General features: G+C 60.8%; 22 protein-coding genes. 9 read left to right on the top strand and 13 right to left on the bottom strand.

The genetic code is table 11. From position 1 onward, the window contains the following. Positions 1-185 precede the first annotated feature (185 nt). The 3 genes from ACODTO_RS05235 to ACODTO_RS05225 all read right to left on the bottom strand — a co-directional run bounded on the left by ACODTO_RS05235 (position 186) and on the right by ACODTO_RS05225 (position 3,422). Positions 186-1,286, bottom strand: coding sequence for a polyamine ABC transporter substrate-binding protein (locus ACODTO_RS05235; protein WP_139641294.1), 1,101 nt, complete (start codon positions 1,284-1,286; stop codon positions 186-188). Positions 1,287-1,297: 11 nt separating this feature from the next. Then, complete coding sequence (locus ACODTO_RS05230) at positions 1,298-2,329, bottom strand: histone deacetylase family protein (protein WP_139641292.1); 1,032 nt, start codon at positions 2,327-2,329, stop codon at positions 1,298-1,300. A gap of 181 nt (positions 2,330-2,510) precedes the next feature. Next, a complete protein-coding gene (locus ACODTO_RS05225) occupies positions 2,511-3,422 on the bottom strand; it encodes a LysR family transcriptional regulator (protein ID WP_175362297.1) in 912 nt (303 codons plus the stop codon). A gap of 137 nt (positions 3,423-3,559) precedes the next feature. On the opposite strand from ACODTO_RS05225, the gene ACODTO_RS05220 reads away from it, so the two are divergent. Further along, positions 3,560-4,306: an SDR family oxidoreductase gene (locus tag ACODTO_RS05220; RefSeq protein WP_489106055.1), complete on the top strand. Its 747-nt coding sequence runs from the start codon at positions 3,560-3,562 to the stop codon at positions 4,304-4,306. Positions 4,307-4,360: 54 nt separating this feature from the next. Here ACODTO_RS05220 and ACODTO_RS05215 read toward each other — a convergent pair whose 3' ends face one another. The 8 genes from ACODTO_RS05215 to aspA form a co-directional block, all read right to left on the bottom strand. Next, positions 4,361-5,200 (bottom strand): DUF3800 domain-containing protein, encoded by an 840-nt coding sequence (locus tag ACODTO_RS05215; RefSeq protein WP_175386727.1) that lies wholly within the window; start codon positions 5,198-5,200, stop codon positions 4,361-4,363. 587 nt (positions 5,201-5,787) lie between these two features. Next, positions 5,788-6,420, bottom strand: a complete 633-nt coding sequence (locus tag ACODTO_RS05210; RefSeq protein ID WP_175386726.1) for a DNA-3-methyladenine glycosylase I — start codon at positions 6,418-6,420, stop codon at positions 5,788-5,790. Positions 6,421-6,424: 4 nt separating this feature from the next. After that, positions 6,425-6,724 (bottom strand): YciI family protein, encoded by a 300-nt coding sequence (locus ACODTO_RS05205; protein ID WP_175386725.1) that lies wholly within the window; start codon positions 6,722-6,724, stop codon positions 6,425-6,427. 27 nt (positions 6,725-6,751) lie between these two features. Beyond that, positions 6,752-7,339 (bottom strand): TetR/AcrR family transcriptional regulator, encoded by a 588-nt coding sequence (locus tag ACODTO_RS05200; RefSeq protein ID WP_489106054.1) that lies wholly within the window; start codon positions 7,337-7,339, stop codon positions 6,752-6,754. Between the two features lie 231 nt (positions 7,340-7,570). Beyond that, positions 7,571-8,563, bottom strand: coding sequence for an AraC family transcriptional regulator (locus tag ACODTO_RS05195; RefSeq protein ID WP_489106053.1), 993 nt, complete (start codon positions 8,561-8,563; stop codon positions 7,571-7,573). Positions 8,564-8,750: 187 nt separating this feature from the next. Next, on the bottom strand, positions 8,751-9,755 hold the full coding sequence (locus tag ACODTO_RS05190) for an asparaginase (protein WP_489106052.1): 1,005 nt from the start codon (positions 9,753-9,755) through the stop codon (positions 8,751-8,753). Positions 9,756-9,885: 130 nt separating this feature from the next. Continuing rightward, a complete protein-coding gene (locus ACODTO_RS05185; RefSeq protein ID WP_139641279.1) occupies positions 9,886-11,334 on the bottom strand; it encodes an alanine/glycine:cation symporter family protein in 1,449 nt (482 codons plus the stop codon). Between the two features lie 447 nt (positions 11,335-11,781). Beyond that, positions 11,782-13,206, bottom strand: a complete 1,425-nt coding sequence (gene aspA, locus ACODTO_RS05180) for an aspartate ammonia-lyase (RefSeq protein ID WP_139641277.1) — start codon at positions 13,204-13,206, stop codon at positions 11,782-11,784. Between the two features lie 181 nt (positions 13,207-13,387). Here aspA and ACODTO_RS05175 point away from each other — a divergent pair, with 181 nt between their 5' ends. From ACODTO_RS05175 to ACODTO_RS05155, 5 genes are all read left to right on the top strand, one after another. After that, entirely contained in the window at positions 13,388-14,290 is a 903-nt protein-coding gene (locus tag ACODTO_RS05175; protein ID WP_139641275.1) for a LysR substrate-binding domain-containing protein, read from the top strand. 469 nt (positions 14,291-14,759) lie between these two features. Then, the gene (purE, locus tag ACODTO_RS05170) at positions 14,760-15,251 is read left to right on the top strand and encodes a 5-(carboxyamino)imidazole ribonucleotide mutase (protein WP_003196369.1); all 492 of its coding nucleotides are present in this window, start codon (positions 14,760-14,762) and stop codon (positions 15,249-15,251) included. Between the two features lie 12 nt (positions 15,252-15,263). Next, positions 15,264-16,349: a 5-(carboxyamino)imidazole ribonucleotide synthase gene (locus tag ACODTO_RS05165; RefSeq protein WP_047703863.1), complete on the top strand. Its 1,086-nt coding sequence runs from the start codon at positions 15,264-15,266 to the stop codon at positions 16,347-16,349. A gap of 103 nt (positions 16,350-16,452) precedes the next feature. Then, a complete protein-coding gene (locus ACODTO_RS05160) occupies positions 16,453-16,698 on the top strand; it encodes a GlsB/YeaQ/YmgE family stress response membrane protein (protein ID WP_003187057.1) in 246 nt (81 codons plus the stop codon). A gap of 88 nt (positions 16,699-16,786) precedes the next feature. Continuing rightward, the gene (locus tag ACODTO_RS05155) at positions 16,787-17,323 is read left to right on the top strand and encodes a DUF3299 domain-containing protein (RefSeq protein ID WP_144929008.1); all 537 of its coding nucleotides are present in this window, start codon (positions 16,787-16,789) and stop codon (positions 17,321-17,323) included. 132 nt (positions 17,324-17,455) lie between these two features. Here ACODTO_RS05155 and ACODTO_RS05150 read toward each other — a convergent pair whose 3' ends face one another. Continuing rightward, on the bottom strand, positions 17,456-18,355 hold the full coding sequence (locus ACODTO_RS05150; RefSeq protein ID WP_175362301.1) for a D-hexose-6-phosphate mutarotase: 900 nt from the start codon (positions 18,353-18,355) through the stop codon (positions 17,456-17,458). A gap of 57 nt (positions 18,356-18,412) precedes the next feature. Continuing rightward, positions 18,413-18,817, bottom strand: coding sequence for an acyl-CoA thioesterase (locus tag ACODTO_RS05145; protein WP_139641270.1), 405 nt, complete (start codon positions 18,815-18,817; stop codon positions 18,413-18,415). A 381-nt stretch (positions 18,818-19,198) separates the two neighbouring features. Here ACODTO_RS05145 and ACODTO_RS05140 point away from each other — a divergent pair, with 381 nt between their 5' ends. The 3 genes from ACODTO_RS05140 to ACODTO_RS05130 all read left to right on the top strand — a co-directional run bounded on the left by ACODTO_RS05140 (position 19,199) and on the right by ACODTO_RS05130 (position 24,241). Further along, positions 19,199-20,497, top strand: coding sequence for an MFS transporter (locus ACODTO_RS05140; protein WP_139641266.1), 1,299 nt, complete (start codon positions 19,199-19,201; stop codon positions 20,495-20,497). 239 nt (positions 20,498-20,736) lie between these two features. Then, complete coding sequence (locus ACODTO_RS05135) at positions 20,737-21,735, top strand: phosphate ABC transporter substrate-binding protein PstS (RefSeq protein WP_139641264.1); 999 nt, start codon at positions 20,737-20,739, stop codon at positions 21,733-21,735. Between the two features lie 472 nt (positions 21,736-22,207). Next, positions 22,208-24,241, top strand: a complete 2,034-nt coding sequence (locus tag ACODTO_RS05130; RefSeq protein WP_175362316.1) for an ABC transporter permease subunit — start codon at positions 22,208-22,210, stop codon at positions 24,239-24,241. The last annotated feature ends 12 nt before the right edge of the window (positions 24,242-24,253 follow it).

Here is a 24,253-nt window from a genome sequence, read left to right as displayed (position 1 = left end):
ATCCAACATCACGGGTAACTGACCCATCGCCATCGCGAGCAGGCTCGCTCCCACAATGGGATTGGCGGCGTACCCGATCTTCATGCCCGACGCAGAACCTGTGGGAGCGGGCTCGCTCGCGAAGGCGTCGGCCCATCCAACATCGCTGGTGACTGACCCACCGCCATCGCGAGCAAGCCCCCTGGTCATTGCCCAGACTTGATCCGGGTCCAGACCCGCGTGCGCACCCGTTCGGCATCCCTCGGCAAAGGCTGCAAGGTATACAGCGTCGCCATGGCCGCCTCTGTCGGGTAAAGATTGGGATTGCCACGAATCGCCGGATCCACCATCTCGGTAGCATCCTTGTTCGGATTCGGATAACCCACAAAATCACTCACCGGTGCAATCACCTTCGGCTGCAGCAAGTAGTTGATAAAGGCGTACGCGTCATCCGGGTTCTTCGCCCCTTTTGGAATGGCAAGCATGTCGAACCAGATCGGCGCGCCTTCCTTGGGCAGCCGCATGTCCACCGTCACACCATTCTTGGCATCCTTGGCCCGATTGGCCGCCTGGGAAAAACTCCCGGAATACCCAACCGCCACGCAAATGTCGCCATTGGCGATGTCCGCCATGTACTTGGAAGAATGGAAGTACGTGATGTGCGGCCGGAGCTTCATCATCAACGCCTCGGCCTTGGCATAATCCGCCGGCTTCTTGCTGTTGGGGTCCAGTCCCAGGTGCTGCAAGGCCAGGGGCAGGATTTCCGAAGGTGAATCCAGCAGCGCCACGCCGCACTGCTTGAGCTTGCTGATGTTTTCTTCCTTGAAGATCAGGTCCCAACTGTCCACTGGCGCGTTATCACCCAGGACAGCCTTGACTTTGTCCGGGTTGAAGCCGATCAGAATGGTCCCGTACATGTACGGCACGGCGAACTTGTTGCCCGGATCGTTGGCCTCGATCAACTTCATCAACTTGGGATCGAGGTGATTCCAGTTCGGCAACTTGCTGCGGTCCAGCGGCTGGAATACCCCGGCCTCGATCTGCTTGGCAAGGAACACATTGGAAGGCACCACCACGTCATAGCCGGAATTACCGGTCAGCAACTTGGCCTCCAAGGCTTCATTGGTATCGAAAATGTCGTAGACCAACTTGACCTGACTGTTCTGCGCCTTGAAGTCTTCCAGGGCCTTGGGCGTGATGTAGTCGAACCAGTTGTAGACGCGCAAGGTCCGCTCTTCGGCCTGGGCGGCGCTACACAGCAGCGCGGTGCAGAGGGCGGGGACCATCAAACGCTTGAGTCTTTGCATGCTCTTCTTCCTCATTGGGCGCTTTGAAAACCTTCGAGAACATTCACGGCGTTGATGCCGATTTCCGCCACCGCATAGCCGCCTTCCATCACGAACAGCGTCGGCTTGCCAAGTGCCGCGATACGTTTGCCCATCGCCAGGTAATCCGGGCTGTCGAGCTTGAACTGCGAGATCGGGTCGTCTTTGAACGTGTCCACGCCCAGCGAGACGACGATGACATCGGCGTCGTAACCCTGGACCTCGCTGCACGCCTGCTCCAGCGCAGCACTCCAGGTGTCCCAGCCTGAACCGGCCGACAATGGATAGTTGAAGTTGAAGCCTTCGCCAGCGCCTTCGCCGCGCTCGTCCGCATAACCGAGGAAGAACGGAAATTCTGCCTCCGGATGGCCATGAATCGAGGCGAACAGCACGTCGCTGCGCCCATAGAAGATCGACTGAGTGCCGTTGCCGTGGTGGTAATCCACATCGAGGATTGCGACCTTCCCATGGCCCTGGTCGAGAAACGCCTGGGCGGCGATGGCCGCGTTGTTGAGGTAGCAATAACCCCCCATCAGATCACTGGCAGCGTGATGCCCCGGCGGCCGACACAGCGCAAAGGCACTGCGCGCGCCACGCTGGATCTCGGCCTGGGCGGTGAGGGCCACCTGGGCCGCGCTGTAGGCGGCTTGCCAGGTCCCGGCGGTGATCGGCGCGCCACCGTCGAAGCTGTAATAGCCGAGTTGGCCGTGCAGGCTCTTCGGGATCACCGTGCGCAGGGTGCGAGCCGGCCAGGTGAAGGGCAGCAAGTCGCCGTCGCGGTTGTATTCGGCCCAGCGATCCCAGGCGCCTTTGAAGAACTCCAGGTAGGCGGGGGTGTGGATGCGCTGGATGGGCGCCAGGCCGAAATCCCGTGGCGCTTCCACCGGCCCCAGCGCACGAGCCTTGACCCGCTCCAGCACGTGGTCGGCGCGGGAGGGCATTTCGAAACAGGGCATGAGCTGCCCGTCCATGAGCTCGCAGCGGCCGTGGTGCAGGTGGTGATCGTCTGAATAGATCGTCAGCATTGTTGTTCTCCGCAAGGGGACTGATCGGTTGAGGATAGTCTTGCGGCGGGTGGAACTCAGGAGAACGGTGGGAGAGGCCAAAAGGGGATTGAAATGGCCAAAAGGTTTGACCGGAAATGGCTCTTTGGTGGGATCAGGACCTTAGGATCAAGGCATGGCGATGGCGCGGTCGTACGCTGGACTATTGCAACTGAGACAGCTTGTGGCGCTCGCTGAATGCAGGACTCTTCGCAAATACTTCGGCGATGAAATCCATGAATACGAGGGCGCGTTTGGGCAGGAGCCTATCCGCCAGGTAGACGACTTGAAGGGGGACGGGCGGGGCTACGTAGTCCCTCAGCACCAACTGCAGATTGCCATTTTTCAGCCCTTCCTCGTAAAGCCATTCAGGCCCCTGTGCGATCCCCAGCCCGGCATTGACACACGTTCGTATGGCTTCGGGCGAGTTGACCCGAAGCCTGCCGGAAACGGGAACCTCGATATTGCGGAAACGCCATGTAGTGCCTGTCGACAGCAAGGTGTAGATCAGGCAATCGTGCGTTCTCAGATCATTGGGCGTAACGGGGATTCCGCGTTTGGCCAGGTATCCCTTGCTGGCAACGCACACACGCTCGAACCAGGCCAGCGGTCGGGCACGCATTGCGCTGTCTTCCAGATGTCCGATGCGAATCGCCAGTTCAGCCCCTTCGTCGACCAGATTTACATAGCGGTCATTGAGCTGCAGATCGAGCGTCAACTCTGGATAGCGTTCCAGGAAGGTGGAGACATGCGGCAAGACGAAGGTATGGGCTAGCGCGGTCGGACAGGCGATGCGCAACAATCCGGACGGGGCGACGTTTTCCCTGAATGACGACTCCGATTGTGCTACGGCGTCGAGAATGCGCAAGGCGTCTGCGTAATAGCGCTCTCCCTCGGGGGTGAGAGCAAGCTTTCGCGTGGATCGGTGCAGCAACCTGGTCTGTAGATGATCTTCCAGCGCAGCCACATAGCGGCTGACGTTGGGCTGACCCAGCCCCAAGTCGCGCCCCGCAGCCGAGAAACTTCCTGTCTCGACAGCGCGGACAAAGCAGGTCATCAGCAGCAGTCGATCCATTTGGGTCCTTATTCATGCAGTTTCGGCATGAAATGTATGCAAAGAAACAATCTTATCAATATGTGGGCATGAATACATAGTTTCCCTCAAGCAGGTCAGTGCATCGACTGACCTTGAAAACCGAAAGGAAACTTTACATGTCCCGATTACAAGGCAAACGCACTCTCATTACCGGTGGCACCAGCGGCATTGGCCTGGAAACGGCCAAGCAATTCCTTGCTGAAGGCGCACGGGTGATCGTCACTGGAGTCAATCCGGCATCCATCGCAAATGCCCAGGCGGAACTGGGGAGCGAGGTTCTGGTACTCCGTGCCGACTCGGCCAGCATCGCTGCTCAGAAGGAACTGGCGCATGTCGTTCAGACTCACTATGGCCAACTCGATGTTGCCTTCCTCAATGCGGGCGTATCCGTTTGGCTGCCAATCGAGGAGTGGACGGAGGACATGTTCGATCGCTCCTTCGACATCAACGTCAAGGGGCCGTACTTTCTGATTCAGGCGCTGCTACCCGTCTTTGCGAACCCCGCGTCGGTCGTGCTCAATACATCGGTCAATGCACACATCGGCGCTGCGCATTCATCGGTGTATGGGGCGACAAAGGCCGCGTTCCTCAACATGTCGAAGACGCTTTCGAGCGAACTGCTCCAGCGTGGCATTCGTTTCAATGCCGTCAGCCCCGGCCCGGTCGATACGCCGCTTTACGACAAGCTCGGGATTCCCGATGCCTATCGCGAGCAGGTCAACAAAGACATCATTGCGACCATCCCGTTCGGCCGCTTCGGCACGCCCGACGAAGTCGCCAAGGCTGTGCTGTACCTGGCTTCGGACGAGTCACGATGGACGGTTGGTTCGGAAATCATTGTCGACGGCGGCCGCTCGCTCTAAGTGCTTCGCACGGACGACGCGTTATACAGCCCGGCGCCCATGCGTGGATGGGCATTAATCGCCTACGAAGGCACCAGTTGCGTCGGGCATAGGCTCTCCGGCCTGCTCGGCAGGTATCTCAGCGCTCTTCTGATGTTCCAGGCCGCTGCCTGGCATGGTGACTGTGGCGATACGATCTGAAAAATATTTATCGAATGGTTCCAACTCTGGATATTCGTCAGGTGCAACTGATAAGGCCGTCAGCCGCCCGATAAGGCCGCAGATCCAGTCGGCGCACTGGATGGTTTGGAACAGGTGGCTTTCGGCCTGAATGGGCGGCTCTATGAGTGCTCTACATTTCTCCGAGGCGTCCTCAAACATGGCCAGCGTGCAGACCTCCACGTTGGTTTCCCGCCATTCGTTACCGCAGCGTTGTTCATCGAGCATCAACATGAAGGTTGAGCCGCTCTGCACGCAGAATCGGTCTATTTTGCGCACCGACTGCAGGAGCTGCCGTTTGAACGTTTCGGCGGAGTCATGGGCACCAGGGTCAGTGGTCTTGCGCTCCCCTGTGTAGAAGACGTGGCCGCCAATTTTCTCTATGTGGCTCAGGAGACGGAACGTGGAGCGGCGGAGTTGTTCGTACCTGGTGATGTTCCGGAGGGCATAGAGCTGAGAGCCCTTTTTCTCCCACTGGTATGCGGGCAGGTTCTTAGGATTATCGTTGGCAAGGTCGAACGCCAGGAGCTGACATTTTAGCTTGTAGAAATAGATTGCGAATTCGCGGATTTCGGTAGCCGGAAGTATCAGGCCAGCAAACCCGAAAATGGGATGGGTTTTGTACCTTGGATGATTGCGTGAGACGTACTGGCCGACGTGCCCGAATTCGTCTAGGTACGCCACGTAATGCGTCATAGTGACCGGATTCCTTGTCACAGAAACACGAAAGCCCGCAGAGATTTCTCTCAAGCGGGCCTCGGAAGGTAGGCACGAGAGTCACCCCTCATGCGTTGGGATGATTATTGTTGCGGAACAATCACTATGTCAATCGAGTTCGATGAAAGCCCATGATCTTCCTTGCCTCTGTACGAAAAGCCTTGAGACTCGTTCATGCTGCGTTGAAAACAGCATCGGAATGCTCATGTACTTCAGTACAGTCGGACGCGACCCCGGCCGTTCCTCGGCTGTTTTCGCCTTGACTGACCTTTGTCTCAAGACTTTTCGTACAGAGCCTAGGGTTTTCAAACCCGGTCGCAGAGCGTGCGGCGACCGGAATTACGATAGGGGCCAGGACCTGGGCGCGCAAGCGGGCGGATTCCGGCGCAGTTGTAGGCAAAGGCGCAAGGTTGGGTAGCCTGGCGGAAGGCTTGTAGTCAGGCCATGCGATGCGGACTGGAAATGGCTGCAATTTGTGGCGAGGGAGCTTGCTCCCGCTCGACGGCGCAGCGATCGCAGGTTGGCTGATGTGGTCTGTCGGTAGATAGGCATCGGTTCGATCGGGGCTAGGGTGTGCCTGGCTTCAGGAACACCTGAGGTTGTGCGAAGCCCCGCCGTGCATGTTCGACTCGTGTCCTGATAACGCATTCAGTTGCATGGTCGTTCAACAATCCCATTGCCTGCATGAACGCATAAACGGTCGTAGGCCCAACGAACTTCCAGCCTCGTTTTTTCAGCTCTTTCGATAGCGCGACCGACTCGACAGACGTCGAGGCGGTCTGAGGTTCAATCGGGTTCGCAACCTGAGGAGCGTAGCGCCAAAAAAAGGAAGCCAACGAGCCTTCCGTTTCGACGAGCTCGCAGGCACGACGGGCATTGTTGATGACAGCTTCGATCTTGCCGCGATGGCGAACGATGCCAGCGTCTTGAAGCAGACGCTCTACATCGCTGTCGTTGTACTGAGCGACCCGGACGAAGTCGAAGCCATCAAAGGCGGCACGAAAGTTATCCCGCTTGGCCAGGATCGTGCGCCAGCTGAGGCCAGACTGGAATCCCTCAAGGCTGATCTTCTCGAACAGGCGTCTATCGTCAACCACAGGAAAGCCCCACTCGGTATCGTGGTATTGAAGAAATTCCGGCGCGGCTGCGCACCAGCGGCATCGACGCTGCCCATCCAGGCCAATGATCGTCGTATCCATGGCGTCAGCTCCCGGTACTGGCCAGCAAAAATGCCAGGCGTGGGTCGGCCTTCGATGGCTTCACCTCGACAATTTCTGCCTGCACGACACCCTGAATCACGAAGGGGTCGCCACTGACGCGATCCTCAAGTTGGGCCAGTGTGATTCCGCTTGCCAGGATCATCCCTCCGGCTTGCGGCTGAAGGCTTCCAGCCAGGATAAAGACACCGTCGTCAAAGCCGCACTGCAGCCAGTCCTTATGGGCTTGCATCCACTGACCCGCCAGTTCGCGTCCAGCTGAAAATCGCAGAGATACGATGAACATTCGTAGGTCCTTCCTAAGGGTGATGGGTTATTGGGTCGAAGTCCGTGTCGTGCCGGTGATGCCGTCGAGCCATCTACTCATGCGTTCGGCCTCGAGCTTGACGAAGTGCTCGTCGTGAAACGCCTGTGCAAGCAACGCCACACCCTGGCTGAACGCCAATACATGCATTGCCAGCGAATCCGCGTCTGGCCCGCGCCCCAATAGAGCGAATTGCTGGCGCAACCAGGTACGGAACAGGGCAAAAAGTTGGCTGGACTGTGGCTGCGCCGGGTGGCCAAGCTTGGCCAGCTCGCTGCATAGCGTGCCAACCGGGCAACCATGGCGAATGATCTGGGCTTGGTTCGTGACGACGATGAAGATGAAGCTCTTGATGCGTTCGGAGGGGGAGGCACTTTCTGCCTCCCATGCTTTAAGCATGTGTGAAGTGCTCAGCAGACGTTCCGCGATAACGGCATCCAGGATCTCGTCCTTGCTTTTGAAGTGGTAATAAAAGTTGCCACGAGAGATACCGACGGCGTGGGCGATGTCTGCGAAAGAGGTGTGTTCGTAACCGTTCTCATAGAACAGCCGGTCTGCCTCCGCGACGATGCGCTCGCGGGTTGTGATTTCAGCCATCCAACTGTCTCCCCATCACCTTTCCGGCCCCCATTGATTGAGGTTAGGACGGTCGACCTAATTAATGGTTCTGAGCGTAGGACGGGCATCCTAATTGGTCAAGGGCCGTTATCCGGTTTACGAGTGTGTGGCGTCGGTTGGATTGGGGCTGCTGCGCACCCCAGCGGGGCGGTGCGACGCTTCGCTAAATCCCCTCGCCACAGGAGATGGGAGCGGTCCACAGTCGTGGGCTCAAGACCTGAACTGGCTCGGCGCCACGCCGCTCCAGCGGACGAAGGCGTGGCGGAAGCTGGCGGTTTCGCTGAAGCCCAGCAGTTCGGCGATGCGGTGGATGGGGAGTTGGTCCTCGCAGAGCATTTGCTTGGCCCGCTCGAAGCGCAGTTCGTCCAGTAGCTCCTGGTAACTGCAACCCGAATCCTTGAGGTGCCGGCGTAACGTGCGGGCGGAGCAGTTCATTTGTTCGGCCAGGCCTTCCAGGCCGGGGGCGGCGTCGAGCTGGGCGGCGAGCAGTTGGCGGATGCGGCCCAGCCAGGCCTGGCGGCCGGTGAATTCGATATTTTGCTTGCGGCAGCGTTCGACCATGGCGTGGTGGGTGATGGGGTCGGCCAGCGGCAACGGGTGGTCGAGCCAGTGGCGGTCGAAGGCAAAGGCGTTGTCGATGGCGTCGAAACGCACCGGGCAATCGAAATGGGCCCCGTAGCGGGCTTGGTAATCCGGTGCCGGGTGTTCGAAGCGCGCCGCGCGCAAGGGCAGCGGGTGACCGAGCAGGTCGTTGCAGATGACTTTTAGCGAGACCATGCAGAATTCGGCGTTGAATGCGGCCAGGGCCGGGGCCTCCCGATAGTCGCTGGCGCTGAACCAGAGGTGCTCGCCATCGTCTTCCAGGTTCAGGTCGAAGAGTGTTCCCAATAGCGCCGGATAGCGCAGCGCCAGCTGCAAGGCGTCACCTAAGGTGGCACTGGTGAGCAGGGCGTAGCCGAGCATGCCGTAGGAGGAAACGTGCATGCTGCGCCCCAATTCCAGGCCGATGTCGCGCTTGAGGGCCACGGCGTTGGCGCAGACCTGCATTTCCTGGTTGGTGGTGATACGCGTGTCGGCCCGGCTCAGGTCCGCCGCGCTGATGCCGCTGCCGGCCAGCAATTCGTCACTGGGCAGGCCTTCATGTTTGAAGGCGTTGAGCACCAGTGAGACGGCGTTGAGGGTGGTGAGGTGGGAATGAAGCATGTCCGTTTCCAGCCTGGGGAAGCTGTAAATTGAGCAAGTTGTGTGCCGGGAGTAAAGCCCAAAGCTGCCATGCTTCGTGGCAGCAAATTGTAGGAGCAAAGCCTGCTCGCGATATATCGCCGCGATTTCTGAGGATCGCGTCAACTTTGTCGCGGGCAAGCCTTGCTCCCACAGGTGTGCCTGGCGGTCAGATCAGTTCGCCACACAGGTCCAGCTCAACCAACCGCCGGATCTCATCCACCGGCAGCCCTGCGCCGATCAGCGCCTGCAACTTGCCGTACGCAGCCTCGCGGGTCATGCCGCCGCCGGACAGCACGCCGACGCCACGCAAACGGCTGCCGGCCTCGTACACGTCCAGCTCCACGCCGCCTTCATGGCATTGCGTCACCGCCACCACCACCACGCCGCTGTCCCGCGCTCGGGTCAGGCTGGCGAGGAAGGCCGGGTTGTCGCTCGGGCCGGTTCCGCTGCCGTAGCATTCCAGCACCAGGCCCTGGATGCCGCTGCTCAGCAGGCCATCGAGGATGTCGGCGCTGATGCCCGGAAACAACGGTAGTACCGCGACGTTCGCCAGTTGCTTCGGCTGGTTGTAATTCAACTGCGCCGGCAGCGACGTGGCTTTGGCACCGCCGCCCTGACGCTCCAGGCGTTTGAACGGATGGCGACCGAAACTGCGTACTTTCGCGCAACGGGTCGGCGCCAGCAGCTCGCCGTGGAAGTACAGGTGCACGCCCGGCGCCAGGCCCCGGCCGAGGGCGACCAGCGCGCCGCTGAGGTTTTCCCAGGCGTCGCTGTCGGTCACGCCGGCGGGCAGCATGGAACCGGTGAAGCAGACACGGGCATGCAGGCCCAACAACTGGAAGCTCATCGCCGCCGCGCTGTAGGCCAGGGTATCGGTGCCGTGCAGGATCAACACGCTGTCACAACCTTGCACATCCACGGCGTCGACCACCGCTTCGCGCAGTTGCTGCCAATAGGTTGGGGTCATGTTGGCGCTGTCGATCAGCGGCGACATTTCCCGGAAGCGCCATTGCGGGACGGCGAGTTCAGGTTGGCTGTGCAGGTAGTCGCGCATGCGAGCTTCGAAGCCGGAAGCCGGGGCGAGGCCGTGGGCGCTGGCTTGCATACCGATGGTGCCGCCGGTGTAGAGCACCATGACGTGCTGGGCGGCAGGATAGGTCGAGGAATTCATGGTTGTTCTCCGAGGACGAAAACGGCAGCTTCGTCGAGCTGCCCAACATAAGGTCGAGCATGACGCCGACCTTACGTTGTGTCACGCCGGGCGCAGGGGATGCGCCCGGTTTTTGCAGCAGGCTTGCCGATCAGCGTTGCGCTGCGGCCACACCGGTCACCGCGTCAGGCTGGGCAGCCGAGGCGGATGGGCTGGCTGGCCAGGCTTTGCGGTCCAGATCCAGGTCCGGGAATTTGCTGGAATCGAAGACCGGAGTCTTGATGCCGGCCGAACGCTGGGCGTCGTAGTCGCGCAGGATGCGCATGCCGACCTTGAACAGCAGGAACAGCGCGATCAGGTTCACGAAGGCCAGCAGGGTCATGGTGATGTCGGCGAAAGCGAACACGGTGCTGAGATTTTCGATGGCGCCCCAGAAAATCAGCACCAGTACCAGTGCGCGATAACCGATCAGCGCCTTGCGGTTCTCACCGAGCATGAAGCGCAGGTTGTTTTCGCCCAGGTAGTAGTTGTAGAGGATCGAGGTGAACACGAACAGCGCCAAGGCCACGGAGATGAACATCCGGCCCCAGTCACCGACCACGGCGGCCAGGGAGTTCTGGGTCAGGGCAATGCCGTCGCCTTCGAAGCCTGCGGTGTAGAAGCCCGACAGCAGGATCAGCAGCGCGGTGCAGGTGCAGATCACGAAGGTGTCCAGGAACACGCTGAACGCCTGGACCACGCCTTGGGCGACCGGGTGTTCGACCGATGCAACGGCGGCCACGTTAGGCGCACTGCCCAGGCCTGCTTCGTTGGCGAAGACGCCGCGCTTGACGCCCATGACGATGGCGCTGCCGATCAGGCCGCCGAACGCTTGGTCCAGACCGAAGGCGCTCTTGACGATGGTAGCCAGCATGGCCGGTACGTGGTCGAACTGCAGCACGATCACGTAGATGGTCACGGCGATGTAGGCCAGGGTCTTGACCGGTACCAGCAGGTCGGCGACGCGGGCGATACGCTTGATCCCGCCGATGAACACCAGGCCCAGCAGCACCGCCAGGCCCAGGCCGGTGTAGGTGGTGTCGAGGCCGAAGGCATTGTTCAGCGAGTGGGTCACGGCGTGGGCTTGCAGGCCGTTGAAGGCGAAGCCGAAAGTGATCAGCAGCAGGAAGGCCATGATCATGCCCAACCAGCGTTTCTGCAGGCCGTGCTGGATGTAGTAGGACGGGCCGCCACGGTACTGGCCTTCGGAGTCGCAGCGCTTGTACAGCTGGCCGAGGGAGCACTCGAAGAAGCTGCTGGACATGCCGACCAGCGCGGTTACCCACATCCAGAACACTGCACCGGGGCCGCCGAGGGTCACGGCGATGCCGACACCGGCAATGTTGCCCGCGCCGACACGACCGGCGAGGCTGAGCATCAGGGCCTGGAAGGAGCTGAGCTGGTCGGTGCTGCTTTTTAGGCTGTCACGGAACACCGCGAACATGTGGAAGAAATGACGGAACTGGACGAAACGCGAGCGGATCGTGAAGTAGCCGCCGAGCCCGACAATGAGCAGGATCAGCACTTTCCCTGAGAGGAAGTCGTTGATGACTTCGAGCATGAGTATTCCTCGCTGTTTTTTGTTTAAGCAAATGCTGGCCATTTGGAAACATCACGAAACATCCGTCGGCGCACGGCTTGACAGGTGAGGCGAGGTTTCGTCCCGGTCCAATTCGCGGGTTGTTATTAGTTCGGGTTTCGCATGTTTAAGATCTCGCTACCGACGACCACACATGTGAAGAGGGGCGGCACTATACCTATCAGTGCGATGCCCGTCTGCACGGTTGTGGTGCAAGCGACGAAACGACTTGCTGGGATTAACGAAAATCGCAGCCTTCGACAGCCCTTTGCAGGAGCTGTCCAAGGCTGCGATCTTTATCCGATGTTGTCGTTTTCGGCATAAGGCCTCCGTGGCAGTGGCAAAAAAAGGGCTTGGGGAATAATCCCCAAGCCCTCAAAAGGTGAGAGGTGTCTAGTCCCTCGACCTGGTGAGCGGTGGTTGCATCGATCACGCTTTCAGCGGGACCAGACGCGGAGCAATCATGTTTTCCGGGCGCAGGATGTCGTCGAGCATGGCGTCGTCGAGCAAGCCTTCTTCGCGCACCAGTTCCAGCACGCCGCGGCCGCTTTCCAGGGCAACACGGGCGATGCGGGTGGCGTTTTCATAGCCGATGTACGGGTTCAGGGCGGTGACCAGGCCGATCGAGTGCTCGACCAGTTCGCGGCAGCGCGCTTCGTTGGCGGTGATGCCCACGATGCAGTGCTCGCGCAGCATGTCCATGGCCCGTTGCAGCAGGCGGATCGAGTCGAAGATCTTGAAGGCGATCAGTGGCTCCATCACGTTCAGCTGCAGTTGGCCGCCTTCGGCTGCCATGGTCAGGGCCAGGTCGTTGCCGATGATCTGGAACGCCACCTGGTTGACCGCTTCCGGGATCACCGGGTTGACCTTGCCGGGCATGATCGAGCTGCCTGGCTGGCGGGCCGGCAGGTTGATTTCGTTGATACCGGTGCGTGGACCGCTGGACAGCAGGCGCAGGTCGTTGCAGATCTTCGACAGCTTGACCGCGGTGCGTTTGAGCATGCCGGAGAACAGGACGAAGGCACCCATGTCAGACGTGGCTTCGATCAGGTCGGCGGCCGGTACCAGCGGCTGGCCGCTGATGGTTGCCAGGCGCTGTACGGCCAGGGCCTGGTAGCGCGGGTCGGCGTTGATGCCGGTGCCGATGGCGGTGCCGCCCAGGTTCACTTCGGTCAGCAGTTCGGGCGCCAGGGTTTTCAAGCGCGCCAGGTCTTCGCTCAGGGTGGTGGCGAAGGCGCGGAATTCCTGGCCGAGGGTCATCGGCACGGCGTCCTGCAGCTGGGTGCGACCCATTTTCAGAACGTGGCTGAATTCTTCACCCTTGGCGGCGAACGACTGGATCAGGCTGTCGAGGCTGGCCAGCAACGCATCGTGACCCAGCAGCAGACCCAGGCGGATCGCGGTCGGGTAGGCGTCGTTGGTAGACTGCGCCATGTTCACGTCGTTGTTCGGGTGCAGGTACTGGTATTCGCCTTTCTGGTGGCCCATGGCCTCCAGGGCGATGTTGGCGATGACTTCGTTGGCATTCATGTTGGTCGACGTGCCGGCGCCGCCCTGAATCATGTCCACCACGAATTCTTCGTGGAAATCGCCGCGGATCAGACGGGCACAGGCTTCGCTGATGGCTGCATGCTTGGCTTCGCTGAGTTGGCCCAACTCGCGGTTGGCGTCAGCGGCAGCCTGTTTGACCATCGCCAGACCGACCACCAGCTTGGGGTAATGCGAGATCGGAACGCCCGAGAGACGGAAGTTGTTCACCGCTCGCAGGGTCTGGATGCCGTAATACGCTTGTGCTGGTACTTCGAGTACGCCAAGCAGGTCTTTTTCTGTGCGGAATGATGCAGCGGAGGACATGATGGAAATCATCTCGATAAGGACCCGGTCTGAGCCGGAACGCTGTGGATCGTAGGCTCTCATAAACGTAAGGGCCAATGCTGTTAAACACTGCCCTATGCATATTCGGCATAATGCGGATGTGACGCCGACGGTACGGCGGACGTGTGACCTGTTTTGGTGCATGTTTCGGGAGAGCGTGATGAATCTTGAAAGCAAATGGCTCGAGGACTTCAGTGCCTTGGCGGCTACTCGCAGTTTCTCCCAGGCGGCCGAACGGCGTTTCGTCACGCAACCGGCGTTCAGTCGGCGGATCCGTAGCCTTGAGGCGGCGCTGGGGCTGACGTTGGTCAACCGCTCCCGCACGCCGGTCGAGCTGACAGCGGCCGGGCAGTTGTTCCTGGTGACGGCGCGCACGGTAGTGGAACAGTTGGGCGAGGTGCTGCGGCATTTGCATCATCTGGAAGGCGGGCAGGGCGAAGTGATCCAGGTAGCGGCTGCGCACTCCTTGGCGTTGGGCTTTTTCCCGCGCTGGATCGCGCAGTTGCGCAACGAAGGCATGAACATCGCCACGCGCCTGGTGGCGACCAACGTCGGCGATGCCGTCCATGCCCTGCGTGAAGGCGGTTGCGACCTGATGCTGGCGTTCTACGACCCGGATTCGGCGATGCAGATGGACCCGGAAATCTTCCCGTCGCTGCACCTGGGCCAGACCGAAATGCTGCCGGTGTGTGCCGCCGATGCCAACGGCAAGCCGCTGTTCGACCTCGAAGGCGAGGCCAGCGTGCCGCTACTGGCCTACAGCGCCGGGGCGTTTCTCGGTCGTTCGGTGAACCAGTTGCTGCGTCAGCGGGCGCTGCGTTTCACCACTGTCTACGAAACGGCCATGGCCGACAGCTTGAAAAGCATGGCCCTGGAAGGCCTGGGCATCGCCTGGGTGCCGCAACTGAGCGTGCGCGCCGAACTGGCCCGGGGCGAACTGGTGATCTGCGGCGGTGCGCAATGGCACGTCCCGCTGGAGATCCGCCTGTACCGCTGTGCCCTGGTGCGCAAGGCCAATGTGCGATTGCTGTGGCGCAAGCTCGAAGGTGGCGCCGGCTCCTGAAAACACGCACAACCCTGTGGGAGCGAGCCTGCTCGCGATGACGGACTGACATTCAACATCACTGTTGCCTGGCCCACCGCTATCGCGAGCAGGCTCGCTCCCACAGGGTTTGTGTCGTTCACAACGTATGGAATCAATACAGATCAGATGTGGGAGCGGGCTTGCTCGCGAAGGCGGCGTGCCAGTCACCACCTTCTGCACTGATCCTCCGCTTTCGCGAGCAAGCCCGCTCCCACAGAGGGGGATCTGGGGTGTTCTTGTATTGACCTTGAAGTCAATAAAACCGCTGTCCAGGCACAAATGACAGATGGTCGCGACAGGGGCTGTTTATCTGCTTCATTGCGGTATACTGCGCGGCCTTCGGCCGGTCCAGATCGGCCATTATTCGTACAACAAGCCACGCCGGTTTCCCGCGTGGCTTGTTGTTTTTTGACGCGCCTGCGGGCGCCCAGAGAGAAGAGGCACGACGATGAGTGCACTGGTTGGCGTGATCATGGGCTCCAAGTCCGATTGGTCCACCCTTAGCCACACCGCCGATATGCTGGAAAAGCTCGGCATCCCTTATGAGGTGAAAGTGGTCTCTGCCCACCGCACCCCGGACCTGCTGTTCCAGTACGCCGAAGAAGCCGAGGCCCGTGGTATCGAGGTGATCATCGCCGGTGCCGGTGGTGCGGCTCACCTGCCAGGCATGTGTGCGGCCAAGACCCACCTGCCGGTGCTGGGCGTGCCGGTGCAGTCGTCGATGCTCTCGGGCGTCGATTCGCTGTTGTCCATCGTGCAGATGCCGGCCGGCATTCCGGTCGCGACCCTGGCCATCGGCAAGGCCGGCGCGATCAACGCCGCCCTGTTGTCGGCGAGTATCCTGGGTGCCAAGCATCCACAATTCCATACCGTGCTGAAAAAATTCCGCGCTGAGCAGACAGACAGCGTCCTGGACAATCCAGACCCACGCATTGCCTGAGGTTGTTGACGAATGAAGATCGGTGTAATCGGTGGCGGCCAGTTGGGTCGCATGTTGGCCCTGGCAGGTACGCCGCTGGGGATGAACTTCGCTTTCCTGGACCCGGCGCCGGACGCCTGTGCCGCCGCGCTGGGTGAACACCTGCGGGCCGACTACGGCGACCAGGATCACCTGCGCCAACTGGCCGATGAAGTCGATCTGGTGACGTTCGAGTTCGAGAGCGTCCCGGCCGAAACCGTCGCCTTCCTGTCCCAGTTCGTCCCGGTCTACCCGAGCGCCGAAGCCTTGCGCATCGCCCGCGACCGCTGGTTCGAGAAGAACATGTTCAAGGACCTGGGCATTCCTACCCCGGCCTTCGCTGACATTCAATCCCAGGCAGACCTGGAAGCCGCCGTCGCAGCCATCGGCCTGCCGGCCGTGCTCAAGACCCGCACCCTGGGTTATGACGGCAAGGGCCAGAAAGTCCTGCGCAACCCTGAAGACGTAGCCGGTACGTTCGCCGAACTGGGCAGCGTGGGCTGCCTGCTGGAAGGTTTCGTGCCGTTCACCGGTGAAGTCTCGCTGATCGCCGTGCGTGCCCGCGACGGTGAAATCCGTTTCTACCCGCTGGTGCACAACACCCACAAGGACGGCATTCTCAAGCTTTCCGTCGCCAGCACCGACCATCCGCTGCAGGCCCTGGCCGAGGATTATTCCAGCCGCGTGCTCAAGCAGCTCGACTACGTCGGCGTGATGGCGTTCGAGTTCTTTGAAGTGGACGGCGGTCTCAAGGCCAACGAAATCGCGCCGCGGGTGCACAACTCCGGGCACTGGACCACCGAAGGCGCCGAGTGCAGCCAGTTCGAGAACCACCTGCGGGCAGTGGCCGGGCTGCCGCTGGGCTCGACCGCCAAGGTCGGCGAAAGCGCGATGCTGAACTTCATCGGCAAAGTACCGGACACCGAGAAGGTCCTGGCGATTGCCGATTGCCATCTGCATCACTATGGCAAGGCGTTCAAGGCCGGTCGCAAGGTCGGCCACGCCAACCTGCGTTGTGCTGACCGGGCCACGCTGGCCCAGCAGATCATCAAGGTCGAGACGCTGATCGCCGAGCAATAGTGCGTGTTTTCGGTGGAACCATTCATCGGCAAGACTCTCTCATGGCTAAGCGCCAAAGCCTGACCAGGCTTTGGCTTAGCGTCTCAAAAAAGAGGGAAATGCCATGGGAATCATCGGAACCATCTTCATCGGCTTGATCGTTGGCCTGCTGGCACGCTTCCTGAAACCGGGCGACGACAGCATGGGCTGGATCATGACCATCCTGCTCGGTATCGGCGGTTCGCTGGCAGCCACCTATGGCGGCCAGGCCCTGGGTATCTACCAGGCCGGGCAAGGGGCCGGTTTCATCGGTGCCCTGGTCGGCGCGATTGTGCTGCTGGTGATCTACGGCCTGATCAAAAGAAACTGAGTCAATGCGACAAAGCCCCCTGCGCATGGCGCGCGCAGGGGGCTAGAATGCCCGGCGTTCCATCTACCACTCATTGCCGAGCCCTTTCATGCGCCGTCTAGTGTTGACCCTTCTTCTGCTGGGCAGTGGCCTGGCCCATGCTGCCGAATTGCCGGAAACCGATTGGCTCGAACTGATGCCCAAGTCGGACCAGAAAGCCCTTGAGGCCATGCCCGAGATCGACCACAACTCCCCCGAAGCCAATGGCACCTTCACCAACAAGGGTGGCCTGAAGCAAAGCAAAGGCTTGCCGGCGGTGATGTATTCGACCAAGACCGTGGCCTCGATGAACGACAAGCACATCCGCATCGGCGGCTACCCGGTACCGCTGGAAACCGACGCCAAGGGCCGCAGCACGCTGTTCTTTCTGGTGCCATACCCCGGCGCCTGCATCCACGTTCCGCCGCCACCGCCTAACCAACTGGTGCTGGTGCGCTACCCCAAGGGCTTGAAGCTGGACGACATCTACACGCCGCTGTGGGTGACCGGCACGCTGAAGATCGAAAAGGTCGACAACGACCTGGCGAGTGCGGCGTATGCGCTGGATGCGGAGAAGGTGCGGGTGGTGCAGGAAGCGGATTTGTAGCTCAGGTCAACCTGACGCAGATCCCCTGTGGGAGCGAGCCTGCTCGCGATAGCGGTGGATCAGTCAAAGTAATGGTGGCTGACAGATCGCTATCGCGAGCAGGCTCGCTCCCACCGAGGGATGTGATGGGTTTTAGAGCGGTTTGCTACTGATGCTCACGCCCAGGGTATGACTGGCCTCGGGCAGCAGCGTCACCACATCGTCCATCACATTCGCCGTTTCGATGCACAGCATGCGCTGCCAGCCATCGTCGGCCATGTCGCTGAAGGCCTTGGCGCGTTCGGTCCAGGGGTTCCAGATCACCGCCGAGCGCGAGCCGCTGCTGGTCAGTTCGATCCGCCGTTCCCAATGCGGATCGACGATGCTCAGCGTCGCCGGGGTATCGAGATAGACACGGTCGGTCTCGCCGGCAAAGTGCAGGTCGCCGGACTGGGTGGCGGTATTCCAGTCGTCCAGGGTTTCGATGTAGTTCAAGCCGGCCACGCCTTCGACATGCACGTTGCGCACGTCGCTCACCGCGAAATAGCTGTGCAGCGCCTGGCTGAGGCTGACGGTTTCGCTGCCGCGGTTATGGCTGGTGAGGCGGATGTGCAATTGCGCGTCCATCACGATGGTCAGCGTCAGGTCGACCTGATGAGGCCAGCCCGGCAGGCCGTTTTCGGGATAGGGCAGCACGAATTCGACTTTCAGGCCTTCGCCCTCGGTTTCGATGCCTTTCAATTCCCAATCCATCGCCCGCACCAGGCCGTGGGCGGTGGCCGGCTCGTTGCTCACGCGCATGGCCTGGACGCTGTCGGGGTTACGGGTCAGGTTGCCGAACCACGGCCAGCACACCGGCACACCGGCACGGATGCTCTTGCCAGCCTTGAAGGTCGCCTGGTCGTTGAGCCAGATCAGCGGCGGTTGGCCGTCCACTTGATAGCTGAGGATATGCGCGCCTTGCTGGGCCACCAGCAACTCGGCCTGACCGTGGCGGATACGCCAGCCATTGAGTTCATCCAGTTTGACGGCTTCGACATTGGGCGTGGGCATACTGCAAACCTCGTTCAGGAACAGGAACCGCAATGGACCACAAAACGGCCGTCGCGTTTAACGAGCGCGCGGCGGAACCGAACGGGTGCGGCCACTGCCATCGATAGCAACGAACACGAACACCGCCTCGGTCACCTTGCGCCATTCACTGGACAGTGGGTCGTCGCTCCAGACCTCGACCATCATCTGGATCGAGCTGCGGCCGATTTCCAGGGTCTGGGTGTAGAACGACAGCTGAGCCCCCACGGCCACTGGCACCAGGAACGCCATGCGATCGATCGCTACGGTCGCCACGCGCCCGCCGGCTACCCGGCTGGCCATTGCCGTGCCGGCCAGGTCCATCTGGGACACCAACCAGCCGCCGAAGATATCGCCGAAGCCATTGGTCTCGCGGGGAAGCGCGGTGATTTGCAGGGCCAGGTCGCCTTGCGGAATTGGATCTTCTTGTTCGAGCTCTATCATGCCGGGGGTGCCTCTGACCCGTAACTCTGTCTTGTACTTCAGGTGAATAGCCGTCTTCGTAAAAAACGATTCAGCCCGAACACATTGCGTTCGTCACGTTTTTCGTAAAGGCGCGCTAAAGGGAGACTCTGCGAAACCGGCTGGTTCTGGCGTTTTTTCCTACAAACCCTGCACCAACGACGTTTTCGCACAGCAACCCCTTACAGAGTGTCGCAAGCTAGCGAGTATATCGGGCGATAGACGTCGAGACGACTACCGGGTTCTGATTTCGACCGAGAATGACGCGCCTCACTGTGCTTTTTCGAACAATTTGCTATCGTGCCAAACCGCTCCAACCCCGATTTGCGGGTTGCAGAACCGACTATAAGAGAAGCCTTCGCCATGACCACTGCGCCTTCGAGCACGGCAGCCCCTGCGCAACCCGCCCGTCCATTGACCCGCAACGATTACAAGACCCTGTCGCTGTCTGCTCTGGGCGGCGCCCTGGAGTTCTACGATTTCATCATTTTCGTGTTCTTCGCCACTGTGGTCGGCAAATTGTTCTTCCCCGCCGACATGCCCGAGTGGCTGCGCCTGATGCAGACATTCGGCATCTTTGCCGCCGGCTATCTGGCCCGGCCCCTGGGCGGGATCGTGATGGCGCACTTCGGCGACCTGTTGGGACGCAAGAAGATGTTCACCCTGAGCATCTTCATGATGGCCGTACCCACGCTGATCATGGGCCTGTTGCCCACCTACGCGCAGATCGGCATGTGGGCGCCGATCCTGCTGTTGCTGATGCGGGTGATCCAGGGCGCGGCCATTGGCGGCGAAGTGCCGGGGGCCTGGGTATTTGTCTCCGAACACGTTCCGGGGCGCCACATTGGTTATGCCTGCGGCACCCTCACGTCCGGCCTGACGGCGGGGATCCTGCTGGGCTCGCTGGTGGCCACCGCGATCAACAGCCTCTATACGCCGGTGGAAGTGGCGGATTACGCCTGGCGCATTCCGTTCCTGCTGGGCGGTGTGTTCGGGCTCTTTTCGGTGTATCTGCGCCAGTGGCTCCACGAGACTCCGGTGTTCGCCGAACTACAATTGCGCAAGGCCCTGGCTGAAGAAGTGCCGTTGCGCGCGGTGCTGCGCGACCACCGCGGCGCCATCGTTATCTCCATGCTGCTGACCTGGCTGTTGTCAGCCGCCATCGTGGTGCTGATCCTGATGACCCCGACGGTCCTGCAGACGGTCTACCATTTCGCGGCGACCACCGCCTTGCAAGCCAACAGTGTGGCGATCGTGATGTTGAGCATTGGCTGCATCCTGGCCGGTGCCCTGGCGGACCGCTTCGGCGCGGGACGGGTCTTCGTCTTCGGTTGCGCCGCGTTGCTGGCCAGTGCCTGGACCTTCTACCACAACCTGGCCGACCATCCGCAGTGGCTGTTCCCCATGTATGCCCTCACCGGTCTGCTGGTGGGCACCATCGGGGCGGTGCCCTACGTCATGGTCAAAGCCTTCCCGCCGGTGGTGCGCTTCAGCGGCCTGTCGTTCTCCTACAATGTGGCCTATGCGATTTTCGGCGGCCTGACGCCGATGATCGTGAGCCTGCTGCTCAAGGAGAGCCCGATGGGGCCGGCTTATTATGTGGCGGTGTTGTGTGGGGTCGGGATGGTGGTGGGTGCCTACCTGTGGAGGAAAGGGCGCTAGTCTTCCGTTTTTCATTGGCTTTACTGGCCTCATCGCGAGCAGGCTCGCTCCCACAGGGTTTACGCGATGGCGCAGAACCATTGTGGGAGCGAGCCTGCTCGCGATAGGGGACTCTGCGAATCATCCTGTAAAACTCAATGCTGGCCTTTCATCCAATTGTCATATTTCAGCCATAGAGTGTTCACACGGCTTACCGATACTTGGCCGACTTAACACACCCTATCTGCTAGGAGTAAGGCATGAAACTGAAGCGTTTGATGGCGGCAATGACTTTTGTCGCTGCTGGCGTAGCGACTGCCAACGCGGTTGCCGCTGTTGATCCTGCGATCCCGAGCTACACCAAGACCACTGGTGTGTCGGGCAACCTGTCCAGCGTCGGCTCCGATACCCTGGCAAACCTGATGACCTTGTGGGCCGAGAACTACAAGAAGGAATACCCGAACGTAAACATCCAGATTCAGGCCGCCGGCTCCTCCACCGCGCCGCCCGCACTCACCGAAGGCACCTCCAACCTGGGCCCGATGAGCCGCAAGATGAAGGACAACGAACTGCAGGCCTTCGAGCAGAAGTACGGCTACAAGCCAACCGCTATCCCGGTTGCCGTGGACGCCCTGGCTGTATTCGTGCACAAGGACAACCCGATCCAGCACCTGACCATGGAACAGGTCGACGCGATCTTCTCGTCCACCCGCCTGTGCGGCGCCAAGGCTGACGTCAAGACCTGGGGCGACCTGGGCGTGACCGGCGACCTGGCTAACAAGCCGGTTCAACTGTTTGGTCGCAACTCGGTATCCGGCACCTACGGCTACTTCAAGGAAGAAGCCCTGTGCAAAGGTGACTACAAGCCAAACGTCAACGAACAACCTGGCTCGGCTTCGGTCGTGCAGTCGATCAGCTCCTCGCTGAACGGCGTGGGTTACTCGGGCATCGGCTACAAGACCGCCAGCGTGAAAACCGTGGCCCTGGCCAAGAAAGGCAGCACCGAGTTCATCGAAGATAGCGAAGAGAACGCACTGAACGGCAAATACCCGCTGTCGCGTTTCCTCTACGTGTACGTCAACAAGGCCCCGAACAAGCCTCTGGCCCCGCTGGAAGCCGAGTTCGTGAAGATGGTCCTGTCCAAGCAAGGTCAGGAAGTCGTGGTCAAGGACGGCTACATCCCACTGCCAGCCAAAGTAGCCGCCAAGGCACTGGCTGACCTGGGTCTGTCGGAAGGCGCAAACGTCGCCAAGAAGTAACACCTGAGCCCGGGCCAACGCCCGGCTCTCTGTGGGAGCGGGCTTGCTCGCGAATGCGATGGATCAGTCGGCATCCATGTTGAATGTGCTGGCCCCTTCGCGAGCAAGCCTGCTCCCACAGACACTAATTTCCTCTCCGCTGCCAGCTTCCACGGGCGGCGGATTTGCTGCGTCACTGCATTGTCATCTTTCTGTCATACAGGATCGCTAGGGTGTGCGCATGAATGATCTGGCCAATTCCACAATGACTACGACTTCCCCTCCCAAGCGCATTGATTTCAATACGCCTGAGCTGCAACGCAAGCGCCGTATCCGTGCGCTCAAGGACCGCCTGACCCGCTGGTACGTCCTGGTCGGTGGCCTTGCCGTTCTGGCTGCCATTACCTTGATCTTCTTTTTCCTGGCCTACGTGGTGTTGCCTCTGTTCCAGGGCGCGGACTTGACGGCCAAGGACTCCATCACCCCGGCCTGGATGCAGGACGCCGGCAAGCCGCTGATGATCGCTATCGAAGAGCAGAACCAGGTCGCCATGCGGGTTTCCGACAAGGGCCAGGCGCTGTTCTACGACATCGACAGCGGTGCCGAGCTGCGTCGTGTCGACCTGCCGGTGCCAGCCGGTGCCAGCGTGACGTCCATTGGCGAAGACCAGCCCGGCAGCCCGTTGGTAGCCATCGGTCTGTCCAATGGCCAGGCCCTGGTGTTCCGACACACCTATAAGGTCAGCTACCCGGACGGCAAGAAGACCATCTCACCGGCCGTTGAATACCCCTATGGCGAAACACCTATCGCCTTGAATGAGCAGGGCGCACCCCTGGAGCACGTCAGCCTCAACGCCACCGATTCGACCCTGCTGATCGCCGGTTCCAGCGGTGCTCAGTTGCAGGTGCTGTCGATCACCAGCGAAGAGAACATGATGACCGGTGAAGTCACCAGCGAGCAGACGCGGATCGATCTGCCGCAGATGACCGAGCCGGTGAAGAACATTTTTGTCGACCCACGCCAGCAATGGCTGTACGTGGTCAACGGCCGGGCCCAGGCCGATGTGTTCAGCCTGCGGGACAAGAGCCTCAACGGTCGTTACAAGTTGCTGGAAAATGCCGACGCCCAGGTCACCACCGCGACCCAACTGGTGGGCGGGATTTCGTTGATCGTCGGCGACTCCAAGGGCGGCCTGTCCCAGTGGTTCATGGCCCGGGATGTGGACGGCGAGCAGCGCCTGAAAGAGATCCGCACCTTCCAGATGGGCACCGCGCCAATCGTCGAGATCACCGCCGAAGAGCGCCGCAAGGGCTTCGTCGCCCTCGACGCCGCTGGCAAGCTGGGTGTGTTCCACAGCACTGCCCACCGCACATTGCTGGTGGACCAGGTGGTCGATGGGCAGGGCGTGTTCGGCATGTCGCCCCGGGCAAACCGGTTGATCGTGGAGCAGGGCGGCAAGCTGAAACCGCTGTTGCTGGATAACCCGCACCCGGAAGTCTCCTGGAGCGCGTTGTGGGGCAAGGTCTGGTACGAGAACTACGACGAGCCTAAATACGTCTGGCAATCGACCGCCGCCAACACCGATTTCGAACCCAAGCTGAGTCTCTCGCCGCTGACCTTCGGTACGTTGAAAGCCGCGTTTTACGCCATGTTGCTGGCTGCACCGCTGGCGGTGGCCGCCGCCATCTACACCGCGTACTTCATGGCCCCCGGGATGCGCCGCAAAGTCAAGCCGGTGATCGAATTGATGGAAGCCATGCCGACGGTGATTCTCGGCTTCTTCGCCGGCCTGTTCCTGGCGCCCTACGTCGAAGGGCACCTGCCGGGTATCTTCAGCCTGCTGATGCTGTTGCCGATTGGCATCCTGGTGGCCGGTTTCGTCTTCAGCCGCCTGCCGGAGTCCGTTCGCCTGAAAGTGCCGGATGGCTGGGAAAGTGCGCTGCTGATCCCGGTGATCCTGTTCGTGGGCTGGCTCTCGCTGTACATGAGCCCGTACATGGAAGCCTGGTTCTTCGGCGGCGACATGCGCATGTGGATCTCCCATGACCTGGGCATCACCTACGATCAGCGCAACGCCCTGGTGGTGGGCCTGGCGATGGGCTTCGCGGTGATCCCGAACATCTACTCCATCGCCGAAGACGCCGTGTTCAGCGTGCCGCGCGGCCTGACCCTGGGCTCCCTGGCCCTGGGCGCCACGCCTTGGCAGACGATGACCCGCGTGGTGATCCTTACCGCCAGCCCCGGCATCTTCTCGGCGTTGATGATCGGCATGGGCCGTGCGGTGGGTGAAACCATGATCGTCTTGATGGCCACCGGCAACACGCCGGTCATGGAAATGAACCTGTTCGAAGGCCTGCGGACCCTGGCGGCCAACGTGGCGGTGGAAATGCCCGAATCGGAAGTCGGCGGCAGCCATTACCGCGTGCTGTTCCTGTCGGCGCTGGTGTTGCTGCTGTTCACCTTCATCATGAACACCCTCGCCGAGCTGATCCGTCAGCGTCTGCGCAAGAAATATTCGTCGCTTTAAGAAAGGTAGAAG

It is taken from the genome of Pseudomonas sp. FG13 (assembly GCF_057809755.1).
This window is presented reverse-complemented; position numbering and strand designations above follow the sequence as displayed.